The 22,536-nt window shown below is 37.9% G+C and carries 20 protein-coding genes; 16 read left to right on the top strand and 4 right to left on the bottom strand.

Annotated features, from left to right (window positions below; genetic code table 11):
* Positions 1 to 233: 233 nt before the first annotated feature.
* The 7 genes from H0486_RS10900 to H0486_RS10870 all read left to right on the top strand — a co-directional run bounded on the left by H0486_RS10900 (position 234) and on the right by H0486_RS10870 (position 7,399).
* A complete protein-coding gene (locus H0486_RS10900) occupies positions 234 to 1,880 on the top strand; it encodes an ABC transporter substrate-binding protein (RefSeq protein WP_228353029.1) in 1,647 nt (548 codons plus the stop codon).
* Positions 1,880 to 2,863, top strand: coding sequence for an ABC transporter ATP-binding protein (locus H0486_RS10895; RefSeq protein ID WP_228353028.1), 984 nt, complete (start codon positions 1,880 to 1,882; stop codon positions 2,861 to 2,863). The genes H0486_RS10900 and H0486_RS10895 overlap by 1 nt, the downstream gene beginning before the upstream one ends.
* Positions 2,856 to 3,851 (top strand): ABC transporter ATP-binding protein, encoded by a 996-nt coding sequence (locus tag H0486_RS10890; RefSeq protein ID WP_228353027.1) that lies wholly within the window; start codon positions 2,856 to 2,858, stop codon positions 3,849 to 3,851. The genes H0486_RS10895 and H0486_RS10890 overlap by 8 nt, the downstream gene beginning before the upstream one ends.
* Before the next feature lie 16 nt (positions 3,852 to 3,867).
* Positions 3,868 to 4,812 (top strand): ABC transporter permease, encoded by a 945-nt coding sequence (locus tag H0486_RS10885; RefSeq protein WP_228353026.1) that lies wholly within the window; start codon positions 3,868 to 3,870, stop codon positions 4,810 to 4,812.
* 49 nt (positions 4,813 to 4,861) lie between these two features.
* Complete coding sequence (locus H0486_RS10880) at positions 4,862 to 5,737, top strand: ABC transporter permease (RefSeq protein ID WP_228353025.1); 876 nt, start codon at positions 4,862 to 4,864, stop codon at positions 5,735 to 5,737.
* A gap of 75 nt (positions 5,738 to 5,812) precedes the next feature.
* Entirely contained in the window at positions 5,813 to 6,436 is a 624-nt protein-coding gene (locus H0486_RS10875; RefSeq protein ID WP_228353024.1) for a papain-like cysteine protease family protein, read from the top strand.
* Positions 6,437 to 6,460: 24 nt separating this feature from the next.
* On the top strand, positions 6,461 to 7,399 hold the full coding sequence (locus H0486_RS10870; RefSeq protein ID WP_228353023.1) for a tRNA dihydrouridine synthase: 939 nt from the start codon (positions 6,461 to 6,463) through the stop codon (positions 7,397 to 7,399).
* 215 nt (positions 7,400 to 7,614) lie between these two features.
* Here H0486_RS10870 and H0486_RS10865 read toward each other — a convergent pair whose 3' ends face one another.
* The gene (locus H0486_RS10865; protein ID WP_228353022.1) at positions 7,615 to 8,412 is read right to left on the bottom strand and encodes a hypothetical protein; all 798 of its coding nucleotides are present in this window, start codon (positions 8,410 to 8,412) and stop codon (positions 7,615 to 7,617) included.
* On the bottom strand, positions 8,409 to 8,957 hold the full coding sequence (locus H0486_RS10860) for an RNA polymerase sigma factor (protein ID WP_228353021.1): 549 nt from the start codon (positions 8,955 to 8,957) through the stop codon (positions 8,409 to 8,411). Before H0486_RS10860 ends, H0486_RS10865 begins: the two co-directional genes overlap by 4 nt.
* Before the next feature lie 286 nt (positions 8,958 to 9,243).
* On the opposite strand from H0486_RS10860, the gene tsaA reads away from it, so the two are divergent.
* A complete protein-coding gene (gene tsaA / locus H0486_RS10855) occupies positions 9,244 to 9,987 on the top strand; it encodes a tRNA (N6-threonylcarbamoyladenosine(37)-N6)-methyltransferase TrmO (RefSeq protein WP_228353020.1) in 744 nt (247 codons plus the stop codon).
* Between the two features lie 142 nt (positions 9,988 to 10,129).
* Here tsaA and H0486_RS10850 read toward each other — a convergent pair whose 3' ends face one another.
* Positions 10,130 to 12,637: a GH39 family glycosyl hydrolase gene (locus tag H0486_RS10850; protein ID WP_228353019.1), complete on the bottom strand. Its 2,508-nt coding sequence runs from the start codon at positions 12,635 to 12,637 to the stop codon at positions 10,130 to 10,132.
* 471 nt (positions 12,638 to 13,108) lie between these two features.
* Between H0486_RS10850 and H0486_RS10845 the strand changes: the two genes are divergently transcribed.
* The 5 genes from H0486_RS10845 to H0486_RS10825 all read left to right on the top strand — a co-directional run bounded on the left by H0486_RS10845 (position 13,109) and on the right by H0486_RS10825 (position 19,207).
* Positions 13,109 to 15,028 (top strand): ABC transporter substrate-binding protein, encoded by a 1,920-nt coding sequence (locus tag H0486_RS10845; protein WP_228353018.1) that lies wholly within the window; start codon positions 13,109 to 13,111, stop codon positions 15,026 to 15,028.
* An 89-nt stretch (positions 15,029 to 15,117) separates the two neighbouring features.
* Positions 15,118 to 16,122, top strand: coding sequence for an ABC transporter permease (locus H0486_RS10840; RefSeq protein WP_228353017.1), 1,005 nt, complete (start codon positions 15,118 to 15,120; stop codon positions 16,120 to 16,122).
* 14 nt (positions 16,123 to 16,136) lie between these two features.
* Positions 16,137 to 17,387, top strand: a complete 1,251-nt coding sequence (locus tag H0486_RS10835) for an ABC transporter permease (RefSeq protein ID WP_228353016.1) — start codon at positions 16,137 to 16,139, stop codon at positions 17,385 to 17,387.
* A 10-nt stretch (positions 17,388 to 17,397) separates the two neighbouring features.
* Positions 17,398 to 18,408, top strand: a complete 1,011-nt coding sequence (locus tag H0486_RS10830; RefSeq protein ID WP_228353015.1) for an ABC transporter ATP-binding protein — start codon at positions 17,398 to 17,400, stop codon at positions 18,406 to 18,408.
* Positions 18,398 to 19,207 (top strand): ABC transporter ATP-binding protein, encoded by an 810-nt coding sequence (locus H0486_RS10825; protein ID WP_228353014.1) that lies wholly within the window; start codon positions 18,398 to 18,400, stop codon positions 19,205 to 19,207. Before H0486_RS10830 ends, H0486_RS10825 begins: the two co-directional genes overlap by 11 nt.
* Before the next feature lie 251 nt (positions 19,208 to 19,458).
* On the opposite strand, the gene H0486_RS10820 is transcribed toward H0486_RS10825, so the two are convergent.
* Entirely contained in the window at positions 19,459 to 20,271 is an 813-nt protein-coding gene (locus H0486_RS10820; RefSeq protein WP_228353013.1) for a CsxC family protein, read from the bottom strand.
* A gap of 252 nt (positions 20,272 to 20,523) precedes the next feature.
* Between H0486_RS10820 and H0486_RS10815 the strand changes: the two genes are divergently transcribed.
* The 3 genes from H0486_RS10815 to H0486_RS10805 are packed head-to-tail and all read left to right on the top strand — an operon-like array spanning position 20,524 to position 22,513.
* The gene (locus H0486_RS10815; RefSeq protein ID WP_228353012.1) at positions 20,524 to 21,366 is read left to right on the top strand and encodes a DUF5685 family protein; all 843 of its coding nucleotides are present in this window, start codon (positions 20,524 to 20,526) and stop codon (positions 21,364 to 21,366) included.
* Complete coding sequence (locus H0486_RS10810) at positions 21,363 to 21,989, top strand: J domain-containing protein (RefSeq protein WP_228353011.1); 627 nt, start codon at positions 21,363 to 21,365, stop codon at positions 21,987 to 21,989. Before H0486_RS10815 ends, H0486_RS10810 begins: the two co-directional genes overlap by 4 nt.
* Complete coding sequence (locus tag H0486_RS10805; protein WP_228353010.1) at positions 21,980 to 22,513, top strand: hypothetical protein; 534 nt, start codon at positions 21,980 to 21,982, stop codon at positions 22,511 to 22,513. Before H0486_RS10810 ends, H0486_RS10805 begins: the two co-directional genes overlap by 10 nt.
* Positions 22,514 to 22,536: the final 23 nt, after the last annotated feature.

The following is a 22,536-nucleotide window of genomic DNA, read 5'->3' as shown; positions in this document are numbered from 1 at the left end:
CATTGTTGATTATCACACTTTGTGTTATTATGAATAAATATTAGGTATTCATATATGGAAGATGATAATATCTCTGAGATAAATAGGTTGACAAAAAATACTGTAAGGAATAATATAATCTAAAGTTATTAATTTATACTAACATGATATGAATTGTATGAAATTATAGCTTCTGAATTAAACTTGATAATAATATGCAGGATGAGAGGCATCATAAAAGGAGGATGAAGAATATGAAGCATAGTAAATGGAATAAGTGGATCGCAGTTTTTCTTACACTGATTATAACAGTGTCGCTTACCGCATGCGGTAAAGAAAGTACAACAAATGAAAGTAACAAAGAGACTAAGAATACAACCCAAACAGGCGAAAAGATGGTTAATATAGGAGTGACGGATTCTTTAAGCAGCATTAACCCATTATTAATGGATGCAACCGAAATATTAAAATATGCAATGGCATTAGAGTTTTTACCTTTGGTGGAATTGAATCGTAATCTGGAATTTGAAGGAATGCTGGCATCTTCCATTACAACAGAGGACAATATTCATTTTAAAGTGACAATTGATGAGAAGGCAAACTGGTCTGATGGTCAGCCTGTAACCGCTGAGGATGTGGCATTTACCGTTTTACGACTGGCGAGCCCCAAGTTAGCCAATGCAAGTATGGCACTCTATGCTTTTGAAGGTATTGGCGATGATGGATTTGTGGAAGAGGGAGCAACTGAGATTCCTGGTGTAAAGGTGATCGACAATAAGACAGTTGAGTTTACTACAAAGTATCCAATGGCATTAACCACTTTTCAGAATACCTACGGAAGATATATATTAACACTACCAAAGCATATTTTAAAGGATGTTCCCGAGGATCAGCTGGCTTCTTATGAATGGTTCAGTGCACCCACTGTGGTTAGCGGACCATATCGTATTACCGCATATGACTTACAGCATTTTGTATCGTATGAGGCGAATGATAAATATTTTAAAGGTCAGCCCAAGATAGATAAGCTGAATATTAAGATTGTAACCTCCGCACAGCTGCTCACTAGTCTGCAATCCGGAGAAATCGATTTTATACAGCAGACAACAGGAAATGTTCTTCAAGAGGATTATGCCAATATTGAAGCACTTACCAATATCACAGTAAATTATGGTGCACCAGTAACTAATCAGTCCGTATTCTTTAATACCAATAGCGTATCCGATGTACGTATTCGACAGGCTATATTATATGGAATTGATCGTCAATCACTTCTTACTGGCTTTTTAAATGGGAAGGGTGAGATTGTAGATGGATTTTTATCCAGTGCCAGCCCATTTTATGCTTCCGAATTAACACCGATTAGTTATGATCCTGAAAAAGCAAAGGAATTAGTACAGCAAGCAGAAGCAGATGGTTGGGATTCATCCAGGACATTAAACTTCTATGTCAATAGTGGAGATACTACCTTTACTCAGGCTGCAGATTATATTGCAGCAAAGCTATTAGAAGTCGGCATCAAGATACAGGTAACTACGGTTGATTTATCAACCCTGATGACAAAAGCCGGCAGTAAAGACTTTGATCTTCTGGCAGTTCAGTATACCTACGCTCCTGTGGATCCGTACCCGGATATTAACTGGTTATTATCTACGGATGGATGGACAGGATATGTCAATGATACAGTATCTCAGGCATTGGCTGAAACACAGCTAACCAGCGATGTAAATGAAATTAAAGATAAATACCTGACCATTGATACGATTGCGCAACAGGAGGTACCGATGCTTTCAGCCTATGTCATCAGTGCCATAGGTGCTGCAAACAAGCGCTTAGTTAATGCAACACCTGATGTATACGGATCCTTTATCAATGTTCATGAATGGGATGTGACAGAATAATGACTCCTTTATTAAAGGTCGAGGAGCTTGAAGTGGCTTTTATCGGTGATAGGATAGAATTTAAATGCATTGACAAGGTAAGTCTGGCTGTCAATCCGGGAGAAATCCTTTGCATAGTAGGAGAATCTGGATCCGGTAAAAGCGTTACACTGTTGTCCGTTATAGGACTTCTGGGGAAAACAGGAAGAATAACCGGCGGGCGAATTACCTTTGATGGTGAAGACCTGATTAACAAGACAGAAAAAGAGATGGATCAAATTCGTGGTAATTCTTTATCCATGATTTTTCAGGATGCCATGACCAGCCTAAATCCGGTGTTTACCATCGGTTCGCAGCTCATAGAGACTATGCGTGCTCATATGAATCTTGATAAGAAAGCAGCAAAAGAACGAGCAATTAGTCTTTTGGCAAAGGTGGGCTTACCAGAGCCTGCTTCCATCATGAGTAAATATCCTCACACCTTATCCGGGGGGATGAGACAGAGGGTCATCATTGCGATGGCCCTTGCTTGTAATCCGAAGCTGTTAATCGCTGACGAACCGACTACTGCACTGGATGTAACCATACAGGCTCAGATCATGCAGCTGTTAAAGCAGCTGAAGAATGAGTTGAAGATGTCGATTATTCTAATTACCCATGATATGGGGTTAGTGGCGGAGATGGCAGATCGTGTACAGGTAATGTACGCAGGTCAGATTGTGGAAGAAGCAGGTGTGTTTGATTTGTTCGAAAATCCAAAGCATCCATATACTCAGGCATTGTTAAAATCAATACCAAGCATCCGAGAAGAGAATCAGGAATTGGCTACCATTAGAGGTACTGTACCGGAGCATTATGGCGAAATGACCGGATGTCGTTTCTCAAATCGATGTCCCTATGCAGTAGCAGAATGTAACTCTGCCCAGGAAATGATAGAGGCAGGACGTAATCATTGGGCTCGTTGCTGGAGGTCAAGGGGGATGGAGGAGATTAGGAATGAATAGGAATGAAAAACCTTTACTTGAAGTACAGGGGCTTAAAAAATACTATCCCATTCGTGACGGCATCATCTCCCACACCATAGGTCAGGTTTATGCAGTTGATGGTGTTGATTTTGATATATATTCAGGGGAGACCCTTGGATTAGTTGGTGAATCTGGATGCGGAAAATCTACCATCGGTCGACAGCTGGTAGCCTTGGAGAAGCCCACAGCAGGGAGTATCATTTATGATGGTCAGGAGATTACCAATATTACAGGAAATCAAATGAAGCAAATGCGTACAGAAATACAGATGGTATTTCAGGACCCATTCTCCTCTCTAAATCCAAGAAAGCGCATTAAGGACATTATATCTGCTCCTATTCTTTATCATAAAATCTGCACTAGAAAGACAGTCGATAAAGAAGTGGACCGACTGTTAGATATGGTGGGTTTGCCTAAGAATAGTAAGGAAAGATATCCCCACGAATTCTCCGGAGGGCAAAGGCAAAGAATCGGGATAGCGAAAGCATTATCTCTTAATCCTCGTTTGATTATTTGCGATGAACCGGTAAGCGCACTGGATGTTTCTATTCAGGCACAAATATTAAATCTGCTTCGAGGATTACAAAAGGAATTGAATTTAACCTATTTATTCATTGGTCATGGATTGGATGCAGTGAATTATATCAGTAATCGTATTGCAGTAATGTATCTTGGCAAGATTGTTGAGATAGCAGATGCAAAGGAATTGTTTCAGAATCCGGTGCATCCGTATACTAAGGCATTATGCAATGCTGCACCCGTACCGGATCCAAGGGATCGAAGCAGACAAAGAATCATTTTGCAGGGAGAAATCCCTTCTAACACTGTTTTATATACCGGATGCCGGTTTGTTTCCCGCTGTCCTTATGCCACCGAGCAATGTAGAACGAAAGCGCCTGAATTAAAACCAGTATTCCCCGGCAGTTCCCATCTTGCTGCCTGCCCGATATTGGCAAAATCATTGTAACGAAGGGAGTAACCCTATGACTCGATATATCGTGAAACGAATTCTAATTGCAATACCGGTTTTGATTGGTATTACAATTATCGATTTTCTGATTATGAATATGGTAGGAAGCCCTTTGGAGATGCTACAGGGAGCAAGAATATCCCAGGAGGCATTAGAGGTTAAGAAAGTCGCTCTGGGATTGGACCAGCCGATTTATATCCAGTATATTACCTGGCTAAAACAGATACTCCAAGGAAACCTGGGTTATTCAATTAAGAACTATCAGTCCGTAAGCAGTATGATTGGTTCATATCTTGGACCAACATTATTATTAATGTCAGTATCCCTGATAGTGAGTATGATCATAGCTATACCGGCAGGTATTTATAGTGCAGTAAGACAGTATTCTATCAGTGACTATACGGTTGTGACATTTTCCTTCCTGGGAAGCAGTATTCCGGGTTTCTTTCTGTCTCTGATTCTCATATATGTTTTTACCATTAAGTTAGGCTGGCTTCCTTCCAGTGGGATGTCTACGCTGGGAATGGAGAAGAACATGTGGGATGTGGTTAAGCATATGATCATGCCTGTTACCGTATTAGCTGTCTCGTTGGCAGGAACCAATATTCGTTATGTTCGAAGTGCGATGCTGGAAATACTACAGCAGGATTATCTGCGTACTGCGAAAGCAAAGGGAATTGGGCGATTTCGTGTAATCAACAAGCATGCGTTACGTAATGCATTGATACCAATTGTAACGGTAATCGGAATGCATATTCCCATGTTGTTCGGCGGAGCGATTATTATAGAACAGGTATTTAGCTGGCCAGGATTGGGCTTGATGACCATGAATGCAATTATAAATCGTGATTATCCAGTAATTATGGGAGTGTGTCTGATGTCAGCAGTGGTGGTGTTGCTGGCGAATTTAATAACGGATATTATATATGCACTTGTGGATCCGACCATTAAGTACTAACCAATCTTCAAGGCGATATTTAAATATATAGGAAAGAAATGGAGTAATTATGGGAAAGCGTAATGTGAACAAGAAGCATGAATTAAATAATGATAGCAGTTCAGCATGGCATCGTTTCAAAAAGCATAAACTGGCCGTTATTAGTACATTTTTTTTGGCAGTTATCATTCTCTGTGCGCTACTTGCTCCTATCCTTGCACCATATGATCCCAATAAAGTTGTCGGAATGTTTCGTGAAGCACCCAGTAGTAAATTCTTGTTAGGAACAGACCAGGTTGGTCGAGATGTACTTAGCAGACTTTTCTATGCAACAAGAATATCCTTACTAGTGGGTGTGGCAGCAACAGCTGTTTCTACAATTGTAGGCGTTGTATTAGGACTGATATCCGGCTTTTTCGGGGGATGGATTGATATTGCTATTATGAGATTTACTGATATGGTTATGTCATTTCCATACATACTGTTGGTGTTAGTATCGGCTGCAATCTTCGAACCTGGACTATGGAATATCATATTAATCTTAGGTTTTGTAGATTGGCCGGGTGTTGCAAGATTGGTAAGGGGTAATGTATTATCCATTCGTGAGAAGAATTTTATTCAGGGAGATATAGTGGCTGGAATGCCAAAATGGTATATTATGTTTTCGGAGATATTGCCAAACACCATTGCTCCAATCCTTGTTTATTCTACATCTGTAGTTGCAATATCTATGTTGGATGAAGCAGCATTAAGCTTCCTGGGAATGGGGATTCAGCCACCACAGGCCAGCTTAGGAAATATGCTAAATGGCGCGGAGTCACTATCTGTGTTGACTTCACAGCCCTGGCTCTGGCTTCCGCCCGGTCTTCTGATCATACTACTGGTTATTAGTGTAAACCTAATTGGTGACGCATTAAGGGATTCCTTTGATCCTTCTGGAAAATAGGGGAGAATATTATCATTTTGTTTGTTATTGCGTATGATATTATATATCTGATTGATATCTGAGAGGAACTTCGATATGAAAAATCAATTAAGCTATCAAACAACAGAATATGATTGCGGACCAACAACATTAACCAATGCAATTCGTTATTTATTCGATAGAGAAGAAATTCTACCAGAAGTTATTAAAACCATTTCGCTTTATACTCTGGATGTATATGATAATAACGGAGAATACGGTAAAAGTGGAACATCACGAATGGCTATGATGTTTTTATCCAATTGGTTCAACCATTTTGGAACGATAAAGAAATTTCCGATTCACACAGAAATATTGACAGATGATTTTGTATGGATTGGCCAGAATAATAAAATCGTGGAATGTCTTCAACAGGGCGGCGTTGTCATATTATGTGTATGGCTGGGAGAAGTTAAGCATTACATTCTTCTGACAGGAATAGAAGAAGATTATATCTGCATTTTTGATCCCTATGATTGGATGGAGCCTGTGGATGGAAAATCCATAATCCTGGTAGAGAATCAGCCTAAGAAAATGAACCGGAAAGTAAAGATAGATGTCATTAACGATGAGGGGAACGGCTTCTATGCTCTTGGATTGAAGGAAGGGCGTGAGGCTATGTTATTATATAACACAAATACAAGAGTAACTCCCGAAGCTTCCATAGAATATTTTATATAACCAAAAAAGGAGTTATCATCTTATATGAATTTTTATTTCGCACCATTAGAAGGAATAACAGGCTACATTTATCGAAATGCTCACAATCAGCATTTTAATCATAATAATATTACGAAGTACTTTACGCCATTTATTATGGCGAATCAAAGTAATAAGCTTAAATCGAAAGATATCAATGATATTTTACCGGATAATAATCCGGATATTGTACTGGTTCCACAAATACTTACCAATAATGCAGACGATTTTATTCATACATCAAAACGAATAGCACGGCTGGGATATGAGGAAATTAATCTGAATCTGGGATGCCCATCCGGTACTGTGGTAGCAAAAAATCGCGGTTCCGGATTTTTAGCCAAAGTAACAGAGTTGGATAACTTCTTAGATAGAATATACTCTGAGGCAATAACCAGGATTTCGATTAAAACACGAATTGGGAAAGATGATCCAGAGGAATTCTATGAGCTGATTGAGATATTTAATAAGTATCCGATATCGGAGCTGATTATTCATCCGAGAATACAAAAAGACTTCTATAAAAACAGTCCCAATATGAAGATCTTTAGGGATGCATTAGCACTGAGTAAAAATCCCGTCTGTTATAACGGAGATATTTTTACACCGGATGATTTTCATCGGTTTACCAATGAATTTCCGGAGGTAGGAACCGTAATGATAGGAAGAGGTCTCTTGTCTAATCCAGGGTTAATTGATGCAATACAATATAATGTAAAGCTTGAGAAAGAGAAGCTGAAAGCATTTCATGATCAAATATATGAGGGGTATCAAAGAACTCTTTTTGGCGATAGAAATGTATTATATAAGATGAAAGAAATATGGTTCTATTTGATTTCACGTTTTCCTGAAAATGCAAAATATGCAAAGAAGATAAAGAAAGCAGAACGATTAGCTGATTATGAACAGGTCATTGAAAGACTGTTTCAGGAGGATGTTGTATAAGAATTGAATTATAATAAGCTTTAACAGTGCGATTCACATTATAATGAATACAGCCGAGGTAAAATGATCGGAAGTTAGGAATATGATGAATTACTTTCCTAAACTGCCATCTTACCTCGGTTGTATTGTTACCACCATTTTGTAAAAGAATGGTTATATAAATTAGAAATTACTATGGTATATAATTTATATGGCAAATGATAATATGATAAGGATTATCTTGATTGTATCAATTCCTCAGCCATGGATAAATAATCATCCTTAGCAAGAGAAGATGCACTATCCATCAGAAGATAATTCAGACCATTCTGATCCCAGGTTACAAAGGTGAATAGGGTTTCTTCAACGGTGTCAGAACCGTATGAGATTTGTAAAACTCCTGCATCCATGTTAGCCTGATCTTCCTCAGTAATCTCATAATCAACGGGTACAAGTTTATATTGCATCTGTTGATAGTAAACTGTGGTATCGCCCAGCTGAATAGCCTCATATGATTTAGTTTCTTCCTCTGTATCGATATTTTTTGACTGTGTTATATAAAGAAAAATATCATTCTTGCCAGTAAGGGAATAAGAGATATTAAGTTTATTGAATGAGGATACTTCATTATCATTGGCGTCCATACCCTTTGAACTGGTGATACCGGCACTCTTAAATTGATATCCGTTATCGAATTCTTTAATCACATTGGTGTCAAAATCCAACTTCTTCATTACTTTATCAATATCTGAGTAATTTGATACATCATTATTTGGGTTTGAGCTGCCTACATAATAGGTAATCTTACTTGCTGCAAAGCAAACTGAGCAGGTAATAACTGCAAATGCTAAGGTGGCAAGAGCGATTTTTTTTGCATTTAAGATTTTCATTTTTTTCACTCCTTTAGATTCTTTTAGACGGATATCCCGGTCAATTTTGGACTTTAAGACTTCGGAAGCTGTCACTTCATTCCCCTTTTCTAGCAGCACTTGGCGAATCTCAGATTCTAAAATGGTATTCATATTCTTCTTCATAACCAGTCCTCCTTCATCCGTTTCATACTTTTTTCTAGTTTCTTTCTCGCTGCAGAAAGTCTTGATTTCACAGTTCCTTCCATACAGTTCAGAACACGTGCAATTTCTTTAATGGACAGTTGGTTGTAGTAATAAAGGATGATGACTGATCTGTACTTGTAATCAAGCTTACCTATCTGTTCATAAATCAAATGCTTCCGCTCACTATCCAATAACTGCTTTTGTGGAGAATTATCGAGCACATTATTCAAGTCTTCGGGGATTTCTTCTACAGAAACTTCGTTTCTTCTACGTTTGCATAATGAAAAAGCAGTCCTGGTAAGAATTCGATACATCCATGCTTTGAAACCCTCTTCGTTGTGAAGCTCCTGTATATGCAGGTAGCACTTTACAAAGGTTTCCTGGACGGTATCCTCGCCATCCTGTCTGTTTCCCGTTAAAAAAACAGCTGTCCGCAATGCCTGATCCTTATATCGATCATATAACTGATCAAATGCATCTTTATTACCGGTCTTCAGTTCCTGTATTAGTTGTACTTCTTCCAAAGCTGTTCCTCATTTCGTATAATCATGTTTTTCGGTGCACCTATACATAAGAGTGATGAAATATCTTTTTGGTTCATTTTTTTTCTAATATTGACATCTTAATCCACTTTGTTAAATTCAATATAAGATTATAATCCTGTTTTATATATGTCAAGAGAAGCAACGAAACTATTTTTCCTGACAACAAATATACTATTTGGCGATGATACTTATATATGCTAGAATGATTATAATTCATTGATAGAATATCAAAAGAATACATGAAAGCATCATTGAGGAGTTAGAAATGTCAGAAAGTAATAGTAATATACAACAAAAGAGCAAGAAGAACATTGTTGATGAAAATACAAAGAAGCAATTAAATATTATTGCCCACATTCGAACGGATTTCCCGACCAAGTTCGGCGTTCCACGTCAAAGCGGTCTGATCGAAGAGCTAAAGGCACAGATTATATTTGAACCAGAATATCGCAATCCGGACGCCTTCCGTGGATTAGAAGGCTTTTCCCGCATCTGGCTGTTATGGGAGTTCTCAAAGGCGATTCGCGATACTTGGGCTCCGATGGTGAAGCCACCACGCCTGGGTGGGAACAAGCGGATGGGAGTGTTTGCTACCCGTTCTCCGTTTCGTCCGAATTCCATCGGATTGTCCTCAGTAAAGCTGGAACACATTGAGTATCATTCAGAACTGGGACCGGTACTCCATGTTGCGGGCGCAGATATGATGGACAACACACCCATCTATGATATTAAACCCTACATTCCATACACCGACAGTCACCCCGATGCAGTGGGTGGATTTGCTGATCCTCTTAGGAGTTATTCTTTGGACGTGGTATTTCCAGAGGAAATGCTACATATGATACCTGAGGAAAAGAGGAAAGCAATACAATTTGTATTGGCCAGTGATCCTCGGCCCTCGTATCAAAAGGATCCTAATAGAAGATATGGTGTGGAATTTGCTGGATTTGATGTGAGATTTACAGTACAACAGAATACACTTACTGTATGTGAGGTTGTTAAACTATAGATAGTTTGATTTGAGTCTTTATAATATCGTGAATAATAAATATTAATAATTATAAACCCCTGTCAGACAAACTTAGATTGTTTCATTCTAAACTTTTCTGACAGGGGTTCTACACGTGTAGTGTATAAATTATAACTATAGGTTAATTGCTATGTTTCTTATTTATTAATATCAAACGTATTTCATGTGGCTCTAGCTTAGCATAATAATTAATCTGTTTATTCTTAATTTCCATTTCACTTTTTATCAAGCCTGGCATGGAACGACCTTTAAGAAGGTTTACTTCTTCTTCGGTAGTTAAAGGCATTGCACCCATACGTACCCACTCATCAAAAGCACTACCGCTTTGTCTGTTAACAATCTGCTCCGTAAGAGTATAGGGACTGTTATCAGCATTCGTCAGGACCAGATCAAATTCCATGGGAGATGGATCGACAAAGGCATTATACCGTTCTATGAAGGTTACATTGAATAATACACCCTGTGCATAAAGGGGAGATATATGAATGTAATTATAAAGAAGGATAGCATAATCCCCCTTTTGATTCGTGGTCACAAAATAACCTGGTCCTTTATCTAATAAGGTATTTAGTAATTTCTTAAGGAATGTATATGCATAGTAAGCTGGTTTCTTAATTCCATTACATGTAAATAATCCAAGCTCTCCATGAAACAAGTCGTTATCAAGTGGAAGCTCTTCCATGGAGTCTGACAAACACCAGCTACTGAAGCTATCAACCTCATCATAATTCTCCAATATGTTTTTAACTATGTAGGATGAGCGGTAGCAGGTATCGTTTAGCCAGTCCCGATGAGAAGAGGTAGGAGCCCATTCAGTTATGTAAATAGGTAACTTTGGATATGGTGTCAGATCCTTTTTAAAGCACGTAATCATTTTTTTCATGTAATCCGGATCCTCAGAAACAATAATCGATTCGTTGCTTAAACTTACACCAAAGGTAGCCAGGTCCTTACTCGTAGGATTTTTTACTGGATAGCAGTGTACATTATAAAAATCAGGAGGACATTGGTTCTCTTTGCAATAATCAAGAAAATCGTAAAACATCTGACAATCAAAATCTAATGATGTGTAAGAGGGAGTTCCGAATTTCAAATGACTGTCACAGGATTTTACACAGGCCCAGGTAATCTTATATAGTTCATATCCAATTTCATTGGTATCAAAGGAAAACATGGTGGTTTTAAAGGGTGCATTCCAGAACGAAAACAGCCAGGAGCGAACCTCCTCAATACCATATCGGTCGATAAAATGTTGCGTCAGGTTCGTAATCAGGTAGGACCATTTTGAATGATCTTTCGGTTCACTGATAACAACAGGATTATAGAATATCGTACTGGAAGGGTCCTTTGCCAGAGCTTTTGGCATAAAGGACAGCTGTATCAATGGCTTAATATTAATAGATAATAGAAAATCAATGATTTGATCAACATATTGATACGTTAGGAATGGATTCCCATGCTGGTCTTCATTGTACAGCATCATAGAATCATCCAATATACCATGAAATTTGATATAACGGAAGCCTACATCCTTTTGTATGGTTCGTAATTGCTGCTGAATCGATTCCATTAATATTTCCTTAGCACGTCCAACACTGATAAAGTTAAGAAAGGTATGACTTAACGTTTTGATATTATTATTGGTGTTAATTTCAACGGCCTTTACTTGTTTTACAGTTACGTTACCAGTAACCTCGCTGGCTGAGTCTGTATCCAGATATTCGCCCAGTTTATTAAGAAAATCATGATGTTTCATTTGCATAAAACCGTTGAATTCGTTACGTTTATCTTCCTTTAGTGCCCTTGATACCGTACCCTTCTTCTGATTAGCCCGAAATTGCCTTGGTAACATACCAAACTGCTTTTTAAAAGCGCTTACAAAATATCTGCTGTTTGCAAATCCATTGTTAGCCGCTATCTGCTCAATTGTTAATGAAGTAGATATCAGGTCATTTACTGCATGGTTCATACGAACCCCAGTTATATAATTAAAAAAGGTAACTCCCATGTTTAATCTAAAAAAGTGAGATAAATAGGAAGGAGATAGAGATTCACGCTCTGCTAACTGATCAAGGGTAATGCTTTCAGAATAATTATCATTTATGTACTGAATAATGTCTCCTAATCGCTGAAGACTCTTTGATTCAAGATTCGTGCTTTTCTCCTCCGTACTCTGAAAGTTCTTTAAAAGTTCGAGAACAAGCTGATAGGAGAAGGAGATGATTAATAGGTCATTATCTCCTTTGTCATTATAGTATATATGTATAATCTTTGCTATGATGCGTTTTATTTCGTGGAATTTCATCTTATTATGATATACAGTGGAATTACATTGAAAATATGCTCCGGTATCCAATCCTCTTTTATAATAGGAAGGATTGATCTGTATCACAACAACAACGTTCTCATCATCATGAATCTCATGAATCTGATCACAATTAATCAATATTATGTCATCTTCAAATAAATGATAGGTTTCATTTTCCGATGTAATTGATAATTTTCCACTTAAAACCAAATAGATTTCTATACAATTATGCCAATGCTTCGGAACTGCTGCTAAAGATTTGATAGAAATATTGATGGGCATTTCATCTATAAATTCTACATTTTCATGCATAAACTTCATTGTCGAATCCTCCCTTGTAAAAATATCCAGCCCTGTTTTTATTGGAATTTATGATGTTTCAGGCCATTATGTTATCAAAAAACATAAAATAGTAGAGTAATGTCGTTTTAATTTTAAAAAAATAAAAAAATTAGTATAGTATCAAAACTAATTATAAAAACCGTATTATTTTTAGATTTTGATAATTTGAAAATTTTAATAATACATAGAGAAATAAACAGATTATGTATATACTATAGCACAAAATAGATAAAAAAGCATGGTTTTTTTTTCGCTTATTAGATAAAATGAATAAAGAAGGGTTTTTAATACTATGAAATTGGAAACAAAATAGTTCATATATTGTGTTCAGTACATAGTCGATTTTATTAAATGAGGGGATAAACATAAGTAGTTAGCAGTGTCAATTGCTTTCTATTTGTGTTTATATATAAAAAGGCTGGAGAGGCCTAAATAATTAAGGAGGGTAAAATGAAAAAAATGAAGAAACTCACAGCCCTTCTGCTGGCAATGCTGTTTGTATCTACAACATTGTTAGCAGGATGTGGCAAGAAAGAAACAGAAGATACTTCTAAAGAAGTAACTCCTGAACCTACAAAAGCAGCTGTTGAAGAGACAACACCTGATGCTGAACCTACTGAGGCAGCACCGGCTGAGTCTACTGCAGATGCAGATCCAAATGCACTTCCCAGAACTGAAACACTGTATTATGCAGGTTTACAGTGGGGATCAGTAAATGGTTGGAACCCGTTGTCTGACAATAATAACAATGCATTAGCATTTACTCAGGCTGCTGGTGGTTCCCGTACATTAATGTATGAGACATTATACATGTATAACATGCTCGACAATTCCTTGACTCCATTATTAGCTGATGGTGACTTCGTATGGAATGATGCAATGACAGAAGTTACTGTTAAGATTAAACCAGCTGCTAAATGGAGTGATGGTACACCAGTTACTGCTGATGACGTTGCATATACATTTGCTACAAATGTAAAAGTTGGCAATGCTCAGGGAACCGGATTTGCTTCCTATATCGAAGATGTAGTAGCAGTAGATCCTAGTACAGTTGTTATTAAAGCTAAATTGGATGCAAATGGCAAAGCAATTAATCCTTTGCTAGTTAATACATACCTTGGACAGGTATACGTAATTCAAAAAGCTTGGATTCAGACATTGGAAGCTCGTTGCAACAACGATCCAGATGCAATGAAGAATGATCCTGGTGAAGATTCTGTATACTCAGGTCCTTATACCAAGTACTTTGCTGATGATCAAAAAGTTGTTTTAGTACGCGATGATAATTACTGGGGCCAGGATGCTTCCATGTGGGGCAAACTTCCAGTTCCGAAATACATCTGCCATACTATCTATGCTGATAATGCAGCAGGTGAAGTAGCATTTAAAGCAGGTGAAGTTGACGTATGTCAGCAGTTCATTCCTAATATTCAGGACCTTTGGTTAAAAGATGGTCTTCCGATTTCTACATATATGGATGAAGCACCTTACGGCGTATGTGTAAACATGCCTACCGCTTGGTTCAATCTTTCTACACCTGGTCTTGATAATGTAGCAGTTCGTAAAGCAATCGCTATGGCAGTTGATTACGATGCAATTAATGAAAATGCTATGACAGGTCAGTCACCTAAGTTCTCTGATGTACCTCGTTCATGTATGAACCCTACTGATGGTGAGCAGGCTACATTTGATCATGATGCAGTTAAGGATCTTCAATGGGTTGGTAATGACATTGAAGGAGCTAAGAAGTTATTAGACGAAGCTGGTATCACTGATACTGATGGAGATGGCTTCCGTGAATACAACGGAACTAAGCTTTCCTTTAATGCATGCTGTCCTAATGGTTGGACCGACTGGATGGCAGCTATGGAAATCGTAGCAGCAGCTGGTGAAAAGATTGGTATCGAAATTACAACAGAATTCCCTGAGTGGTCCGTATATCAGACAGTATTTACTGCAGCTTCTCAGGATCAATACGATATCTTCATGTGGTCTACAGATAGTGCAAATCCTTCCGCTCCTTGGAGCCGTATTAGACAGATGATGAGTTCTGAGTTTAATGGTGTTGAAGGTAACTGGTCCGGTAACTGGGGTCACTACAGCAATCCTAAGGCCGATGAGATTATTCAGGCTATCCCTTCAGAAACCGATCCTGCTAAGTTGAAGGAATTATATACTGAAGCAGTTAAGATTTATTTAACAGATGTTCCTTCCTTCTCATTAATGTACAGACCTAACATGTTCCATGCTGTTAACGAGTCTGTATGGACTAACTTCCCTGAGAAAGGTAATGCTAACAATATTCCTCCGTTGATCTTATCAGATGGTTATGGTATTGCCGGACTCTATGAGCTTACACTTGTTCAGTAACTTCAAAGTAGAAATACCTGAATACTAAAAGTCAGCCATGTTTCGGGATACTTGAAACATGGCTGTTTTAAAAAATGTGGAGGTCATCTATGAAAGGCTATCGAAAGTATTTTGGCAAGAAGATACTATGGTTTTTCTTGACATTAATTGTAGCTATACTGCTTAATTTTATACTTCCCCGATTAATGCCGGGAGATCCTGTTGCTAATATTACTGCTAGAGTAACTGCTGGTATGTCAGATGCGTCTGCCGTAAAAGCGATTTATGAGAGTTACGCTAAACAATTTGGTACAAACGAACCTATGTATGTTCAGTTTGTTACATATTTTAAGAATGCATTAACTGGAGATTTTGGACTTTCCTTCAGCCAGTATCCACGTCCTGTAGCAGATATTATTTCTGATGCAATATGGTGGACAATTTCTCTTCAGCTACCGGCTATTGTTGTGGGATGGTTGCTTGGTAATCTCCTAGGCGCCCTAGCAGCTTATGTTCGAAAAGGTTTTGATAAGGTTCTTATGCCGGTTAGTCTTTTCTGCAGTAGTGTACCTGCTTTTGGTATGGCTGTAGTGATGCTTGTTATATTTGCTATTAATTTAAAAGTTGCACCAATATCAGGAGGATATGGTTTTGACTTAATACCAAATCTAAGCTGGAAGTTTATCAAATCAGTAATTGCTCATTACCAGCTTCCATTCTGGTCAGTTGTTATTATTTCTATAGGTGGACAGGCAGTAGGAATGCGTTCCATGTCAATCTATGAATTGAATGCGGATTACGTTAAATATAGTCGTTTTCTTGGTATTAAAGATAGAAAAATCGTTGGATATGTATTCCGTAATGCGATGCTACCACAGGTTACTGGATTAGCACTTTCAATTGGTGGTATGGTTGGTGGTGCGCTGGTTGCAGAGATTATTTTCAGTTATCCTGGACTAGGAACCACTATGCTTCAAGCAATTACTATGAATGATTATCCGTTACTGTCAGCAACAACATTAATTATTACGGTGATGGTTTTATTAGCCAACTTTGCAATTGATATTATCTATGGATTTATAGATCCCCGTGTAAAAGCGGCACAGTTTGATTAAGGGAGGGATAAAAAATGAAGAATACATTACGTCAGGTGTTTCACTCTCCCAAATTTGTAGTTGGATTTGTAATATTTGTAGCCATATTATTAACAGTTTTTATTTATCCATTGTTCAATCCGGGAGATCCATTAGAAATGCTCGGTCTTGGAACATTTTTTAAACCAGGAACCTATGTATCCGTATATGATACAGTTGATACTACCCCAGAAACATTAAAACTTCCAGATGCAAATGAAAAGCGTATCGGAGCTCGCCTAAAAGAGGAAGATAAAGTCTCTATGGTAGAGTGGCTGACTGTAGCTGGAGTTGCTACAGATGATATCGACATGAATGATACGGAGAAGCTTTTGGAGTTATGGAATGCGAATTATGATTCTACATTAAAACCTAAGGGTATGACGATGGCACAACGTAACTATTACAAGCGTCTGGATAAGGCTCTGAAAGAGGCCTTAGCAGGACTGGAGGTTGTAATAGCATCTAAAGACGAAGAAACCGGTACTCTAGAGGAGAAAAAAGTTATTGAAGATACCGATTATGTTAATATCAAGGATATAGCTAATGTTAAAGTATTACCACTAGGTACCGATAATTTTGGTGCAGATACTTTGAAAAAACTTGTTTCTGCAACTGGCACTTCCATAAAGATTGGTCTGATAGCAGGTATTGTAGCAACCTTAATCGGGTTAACTTTTGGATTGTTGGCTGGTTATATAGGTGGTATTGTTGATGACTTAATAATGTTTATTACGAATATTTTTACAGTAATCCCATCCTTTGTTCTTCTGATTTTGATTTCCTATAGTATTGGACAGGATCAGAGAGGTGTTACAATGGTTGCGTTTGTTATTGGTATAACTTCTTGGACATGGACAACAAGATCAGTACGTTCCCAAGTTATATCATTACGTAACCGTGATCATGTGAATTTAAGTAAGTTATCTGGCCATAGCTTAATAAGGATTATACTCACTGATATTCTACCTTACATAGCATCCTATGTTGTAATGGCATTTATCTTACAGATATCAACAGCAATTCTGGCTGAGGCTCAGCTCTCAATGCTTGGTCTTGGACCGAAAACCACTGAGATTCCCACACTCGGTCTTATGATGAACTGGGCAATGTTATATTCTGCACATTTGAATGGATCATGGTGGGCATATTTCCCGGTAATAATCATGATTGCTCTGATATCATTTTCACTGAATTTGATGAATACCGGTCTCGATCAGGTGTTCAACCCCACTTTGAGAGATTAGGAGGACGGTTATGGGAAAGACAATACTTGAGGTTAAAAATCTCAAAACAAAATATGTGACCAGATTCAGAGAGGATGTATATGCCGTTGATGGTGTATCTCTTACCATAGAAGAAGGGAAATCCCTTGGTATAGCGGGAGAGTCCGGTTGTGGTAAGTCAACCCTTGCTCTGAGTTTGATGGGATATTATTTTCCGCCGTTACATTATATGAGCGGTGATATTATCGTTGATGGAAAAAACATCTCTCAGATGGAGCCAGATGCAATCAGAAAGTCTATATTAGGAACAGAAATCGCATATATTCCACAGGCAGCTATGAATGCACTGAATCCTACACAGAAGATTATTCGCTTTATTGAAGATGTTATTCATGTACATAATCCTAAGATGCCAAAGAAGGAAATCTATGATTTAGCTAGTGCACGGTTTGAAGAATTGGGCTTACCTGCATCCGTATTAGATAAACATGCAGTTGAGCTGTCCGGTGGTATGAAGCAAAGAACTGTTATCGCAATTTCTACTATTTTATCTCCGAAGGTATTGATCGCGGACGAACCTTCCAGTGCGCTTGATGTTACCAGCCAGAAGATGGTTATCAAGATGTTAAAGAGCCTGATGGAGAAGGGCTATATTAAATCCATGATATTCATAACACATGAGCTTCCTCTCCTTTATAATGTAACGGATGACATCATGGTTATGTATGCCGGTCAGATTGTAGAAAGAGGAACGGCGAAGGATATGGTATTTGATCCGGTTCATCCTTATTCCAAGGGCCTTATGGGATCTATTATTGTACCAGAATCCGGTACTCGTGAACACAAGCTTACTGCAATTCCAGGAACACCGCCAAATCTTAAGAAACCGCCTGTAGGCTGTCGTTTTGCTGATCGATGCAAATATGCAACTGCTGAATGTAAGGTAAATGCCGTAGGCATTCGGGAGTTTGGTGATGGACGCAGCTATAGATGCCTTATTGATGTTGAAAAACTGAAGGAGGTATACGAGAATGAGCAATAAGAAACTATGCCTGAGCGGAAAAGGTGTTACGAAAGTTTTTGGCTTAGGTGATAAGAAAACCGTAGCTGTTGATCATATTGACTTTGATTTTTATGAGGGCGATTTGATATCCATCGTTGGAGAATCCGGTAGTGGTAAGACCACTCTTGCTAAAATGTTACTTGGTCTCATTAATGTAACAGAGGGAGATATCTATTTCCAAGGCAAGAAACGTGATATTAGTACTCATAAAAAGAAGAAAGAATATTGGAAGAATATACAGGCTATTTTCCAGGATCCATTCTCTTCCTTCAATGTTTTTAATAAGATCGATACGGTATTATTAGATTGTATCAATATGCGTGGTGGAAGACATCTTCCGATGAAAAAGAAGATTGAAATGATGACGGAGGCATGTAGCTTTGTAAATCTTAAGTTTGCGGAGCTTACCAATAAATATCCTTTCGAGCTTTCCGGTGGGCAGATGCAAAGACTTATGATTGCTCGTATTTTCCTCTTGAAGCCTAAGATTCTATTAGCGGATGAACCCACCTCGATGATTGATGCATGTTCAAGAGCAACCATTCTTGATATGTTATTGAATTTACGTGATGAGATAGGAATGACAATTATCTTCATTACTCATGACATCGGACTGGCATATTATATATCTGATTCCGTATATATTATGGAGCATGGTAAAATCGTTGAGAGTGGTACTGCCGATGATGTTATTATTAATGCTAAGGCACCATACACAAAGCGTTTGATCAGTGATGTTCCTAAGATATATGAAGAGTGGGATCTTACTACTGTTTAATGAGAGTGAACTCTATTGTAAGCATTAAATATGGAGCTGTTGCATAATGCATCAATAGGGACGATGACTCACCTCACACACAGACGGATGTACACATTGTCATATTTGAATGTCTAAGGCGAACATACAAGTTCGCCTTATTCATACAAACATTGACAATATGCTCTTCCGACAGTGCATTATGGTAAGTCATCGTCCCTGCAAATGTATTATGCAACAGCTTTTATTCAAACTGATACATAAGAGCATATCTATTTCTTTTCTTCAGCATCAACTACTGGAGTTTTCCACTGTGTATCCATTGGATACGGCATCTTTTGAGGCTCTTCCTTATATGGTGTCGGATGACCAGGCCAGCATACCTGTTGCTTTTGCAGTAATTTAATACACAGATAAATAACGGATTTATCAGTAAACTCTTGGAATTCCTCTTCGTTAAGGAAGCCATCGATTGGTCTACCTTTATCATCAATATCTGCATCATATACTGCTGACCATTCCAGCTCACAATATACCGGTTCATTGAAAATCTCAATGTTCGAGCGGTCAGCTTCCCTGATATCCTTACCCATTCTCTTTTCGTCAAAATATCTTGCAACTAAAGCGGGTGGATTTGGAATAATCTGAGGTTTGCAGCCAAAGAAGTCAACCTTCGTATAGGCTTTGAATGGTACGTGAACGGTAGTATCTTTGATAACACCGGCAATACCGCGTCCTTTTGAACAGGTTCTCGCAGCATATTCAATATTCTTCCGAATATAGCCTTCAAGGAATACCTTATTGGTCGGTGGAATATATCGGCATTGGGTCAGAAAGATTTGCTTCTCAATTCTCTTTATCTCATAAGCTGGTTCATTTAGTCTTATCTTTGATTCGGAATCAATCTGTACAATAAATTCACTTAGAACACGTGGGATCTTAAAATCCCCCTTCCACCAAGGATGATTTTCAGCTTCTGGCAGTGTATCTGCTTTCAGAACAGCCGCATCGCATTCATGGCCACAGCCAGTATTTACATGAGCTTCTGATGATATTAAAGAAGCATTATTTTTGTAGTTATCCATATTTCCATCTCCTTCTATTAATTTGAGAAATTCTCATCTCTCAATATCACTATATGAATTACATGTAAAAATGTGATATATATTATCGAAATAATAAGATGTAAGTCGAAAAAACAGGATTGACACTTAAATTGCCTTATTGATTACGTTAATATTAAAAATTCATTAATAAATTTGAAAGGTATTTGTATTTTATGCAAATCAGTGTAAAATAGAAAACGACTCATTTATTAAAGGAATGCAGGAGGTTCTATGTTCGGTTATGTAAATGTATATAAGCCGGAATTAAAAATGAAGGATTATTACAAATATAAAGCTTATTATTGCGGACTTTGTGATGTATTGAAGAACAAATACGGAAGAGCCGGTCAAATGACCTTATCCTATGATATGACCTTCCTCATTATCCTATTATCGTCTCTTTATGAAACCAATACAGTTAAGGAGCAAAAACGATGTGTGATTCATCCGTTAAAAGTACATGATTTACTTCGTAATGAGATTACAGAGTATGTAGCGGATATGGAGATTGCATTATCCTACCATCATCTTAAGGATGATTGGATGGACGAAAAAAGCATTACTGGATATGCTGGTGCTAAGCTATTAAAAAAGAAATATAATAAAATTGAAAGACAATATCCAAGACAATGCCGGAGAATATCGGAATGCCTGAAGCAATTACAGGATATAGAGAAGCAATGTGAGATAAACATCGATATGGTTTCCCGTTGCTTTGGTGAACTGATGAGTGAGATTTTTGTATACCGGCAGGATGTGTGGGAGAGTACTCTTCGAAAGCTTGGCTTTTATCTAGGTAAATTCATTTACATTCTTGATGCCTATGATGATTTAGAGAAAGATCATAGGAAGAGAAATTATAATCCGCTGCATCATATAGAGCAGGCTTCTTCCTTTGATGAGGACTGTTATCAGATGTTAACCATGATGATGGCAGAATGTACAAAGGAATTTGAGAAATTACCTTGCCTGATTGATTTGGATATCCTTCATAATATCTTGTATGAGGGAGTTTGGACAAAATACGATACTATACGGAAAAATAGATTAGAAAAGGAAGGAACAAAAGTATGATATCAGATCCCTATAAAGTATTGGAAGTATCCCCGAATGCTTCAAACGATGAGATAAAGAAAGCATATCGTGAGCTAAGCCGTAAATACCACCCGGATTCCTATGTGGATAATCCTCTATCCGAACTGGCGGAAGAAAAGTTTAAGGAAGTCCAGGAAGCATATGATCAGATTATGAAGGAAAGAGAGAATGGCGGTTATGGATATTCTTCTGGAACCTCATCCTATCATCAATCCTATCAATATGGCGGAGGGCAGGAAGAGAGCGCTGAAATGAATATGGTATACACCTATTTAAATGAAAGAAACTACATTGAAGCATTGAAGCTCTTAGCCAGAATACCTCTACGTACAGCAAGATGGTATTATTATAGTGCAGTGGCCAATGCGGGGATTGGTAATAATATTATGGCTTTTGATCATGCCAGACAGGCAGTTAATATGGATCCGGGCAATCCGGAATATCGAAACCTTCTAAATCAATTGGAATGGCAAAGTAAGCGATATCAGAATACCCGCTATAACAGTGGATCCGGTCCAAATATCGGAAATCTGTGCTGTGATCTTTGGTGTGCTGATACCCTTTGTGAGTGTATGGGAGGCGATTTGATATCATGCTGCTAAACAATCGCAAACGAGCTTTTCTTGGTGTATTACTGGCATTGACAGTATTATTAATCATTCTTAGTGGAGTATTTGAATTTAATACATTATTTTTGCTGGCGACTGCATCCTTTGGAGTGGGTATAGCCATACGTGAGAGCGGTCTTTCCATCGGTGTGGTCTTCTACCTGGGAGCAGTAGCACTCGGATTTTTTCTTGCACCCAATAAACTATACTGTATTACTTTCGCTGCCATGGGAATGTACTTACTAATCAGAGAATTTGCTTTTGAGAAACTTGCACATGTTACATGGAAGAACCGTACACTTCTGTTTTATATTCTAAAATACGTATCGTTTAATCTAATGTATCTACCAGTCATATTCTTAATGCCAAAAGTGATATATTCCGGTGAGATTAATAGTCAGATCTATCTTCTGTTAGTATTTGCTGGCCAACTGGTATTATTTCTATATGATTGGGCTTATGATAGTTTTCAAGTAGCCATATGGGATAAAATTAGGAATAAGCTGAATTTAAAGTAGAGAGGGAAGCAATGAATTTGATT

The organism is Variimorphobacter saccharofermentans, assembly GCF_014174405.1.
Taxonomy (GTDB): Bacteria; Bacillota; Clostridia; order Lachnospirales; family Lachnospiraceae; genus Mobilitalea; species Mobilitalea saccharofermentans.
This window is presented reverse-complemented; position numbering and strand designations above follow the sequence as displayed.

Coding starts and splice junctions, on each gene's coding strand:
- H0486_RS10870 (WP_228353023.1), top strand. CDS start 6,461: ATGAATTTTTATTTCGCACCATTAGAAGGAATAACAGGCTACATTTAT.
- H0486_RS10900 (WP_228353029.1), top strand. CDS start 234: ATGAAGCATAGTAAATGGAATAAGTGGATCGCAGTTTTTCTTACACTG.
- H0486_RS10840 (WP_228353017.1), top strand. CDS start 15,118: ATGAAAGGCTATCGAAAGTATTTTGGCAAGAAGATACTATGGTTTTTC.
- H0486_RS10835 (WP_228353016.1), top strand. CDS start 16,137: ATGAAGAATACATTACGTCAGGTGTTTCACTCTCCCAAATTTGTAGTT.
- H0486_RS10810 (WP_228353011.1), top strand. CDS start 21,363: ATGATATCAGATCCCTATAAAGTATTGGAAGTATCCCCGAATGCTTCA.
- H0486_RS10890 (WP_228353027.1), top strand. CDS start 2,856: ATGAATAGGAATGAAAAACCTTTACTTGAAGTACAGGGGCTTAAAAAA.
- H0486_RS10850 (WP_228353019.1), bottom strand. CDS start 12,637: ATGAAGTTTATGCATGAAAATGTAGAATTTATAGATGAAATGCCCATC.
- H0486_RS10825 (WP_228353014.1), top strand. CDS start 18,398: ATGAGCAATAAGAAACTATGCCTGAGCGGAAAAGGTGTTACGAAAGTT.
- H0486_RS10895 (WP_228353028.1), top strand. CDS start 1,880: ATGACTCCTTTATTAAAGGTCGAGGAGCTTGAAGTGGCTTTTATCGGT.
- H0486_RS10865 (WP_228353022.1), bottom strand. CDS start 8,412: ATGAAGAAGAATATGAATACCATTTTAGAATCTGAGATTCGCCAAGTG.
- H0486_RS10845 (WP_228353018.1), top strand. CDS start 13,109: ATGAAAAAAATGAAGAAACTCACAGCCCTTCTGCTGGCAATGCTGTTT.
- H0486_RS10875 (WP_228353024.1), top strand. CDS start 5,813: ATGAAAAATCAATTAAGCTATCAAACAACAGAATATGATTGCGGACCA.
- H0486_RS10805 (WP_228353010.1), top strand. CDS start 21,980: ATGCTGCTAAACAATCGCAAACGAGCTTTTCTTGGTGTATTACTGGCA.
- H0486_RS10830 (WP_228353015.1), top strand. CDS start 17,398: ATGGGAAAGACAATACTTGAGGTTAAAAATCTCAAAACAAAATATGTG.
- H0486_RS10815 (WP_228353012.1), top strand. CDS start 20,524: ATGTTCGGTTATGTAAATGTATATAAGCCGGAATTAAAAATGAAGGAT.
- H0486_RS10885 (WP_228353026.1), top strand. CDS start 3,868: ATGACTCGATATATCGTGAAACGAATTCTAATTGCAATACCGGTTTTG.
- tsaA (WP_228353020.1), top strand. CDS start 9,244: ATGTCAGAAAGTAATAGTAATATACAACAAAAGAGCAAGAAGAACATT.
- H0486_RS10820 (WP_228353013.1), bottom strand. CDS start 20,271: ATGGATAACTACAAAAATAATGCTTCTTTAATATCATCAGAAGCTCAT.
- H0486_RS10880 (WP_228353025.1), top strand. CDS start 4,862: ATGGGAAAGCGTAATGTGAACAAGAAGCATGAATTAAATAATGATAGC.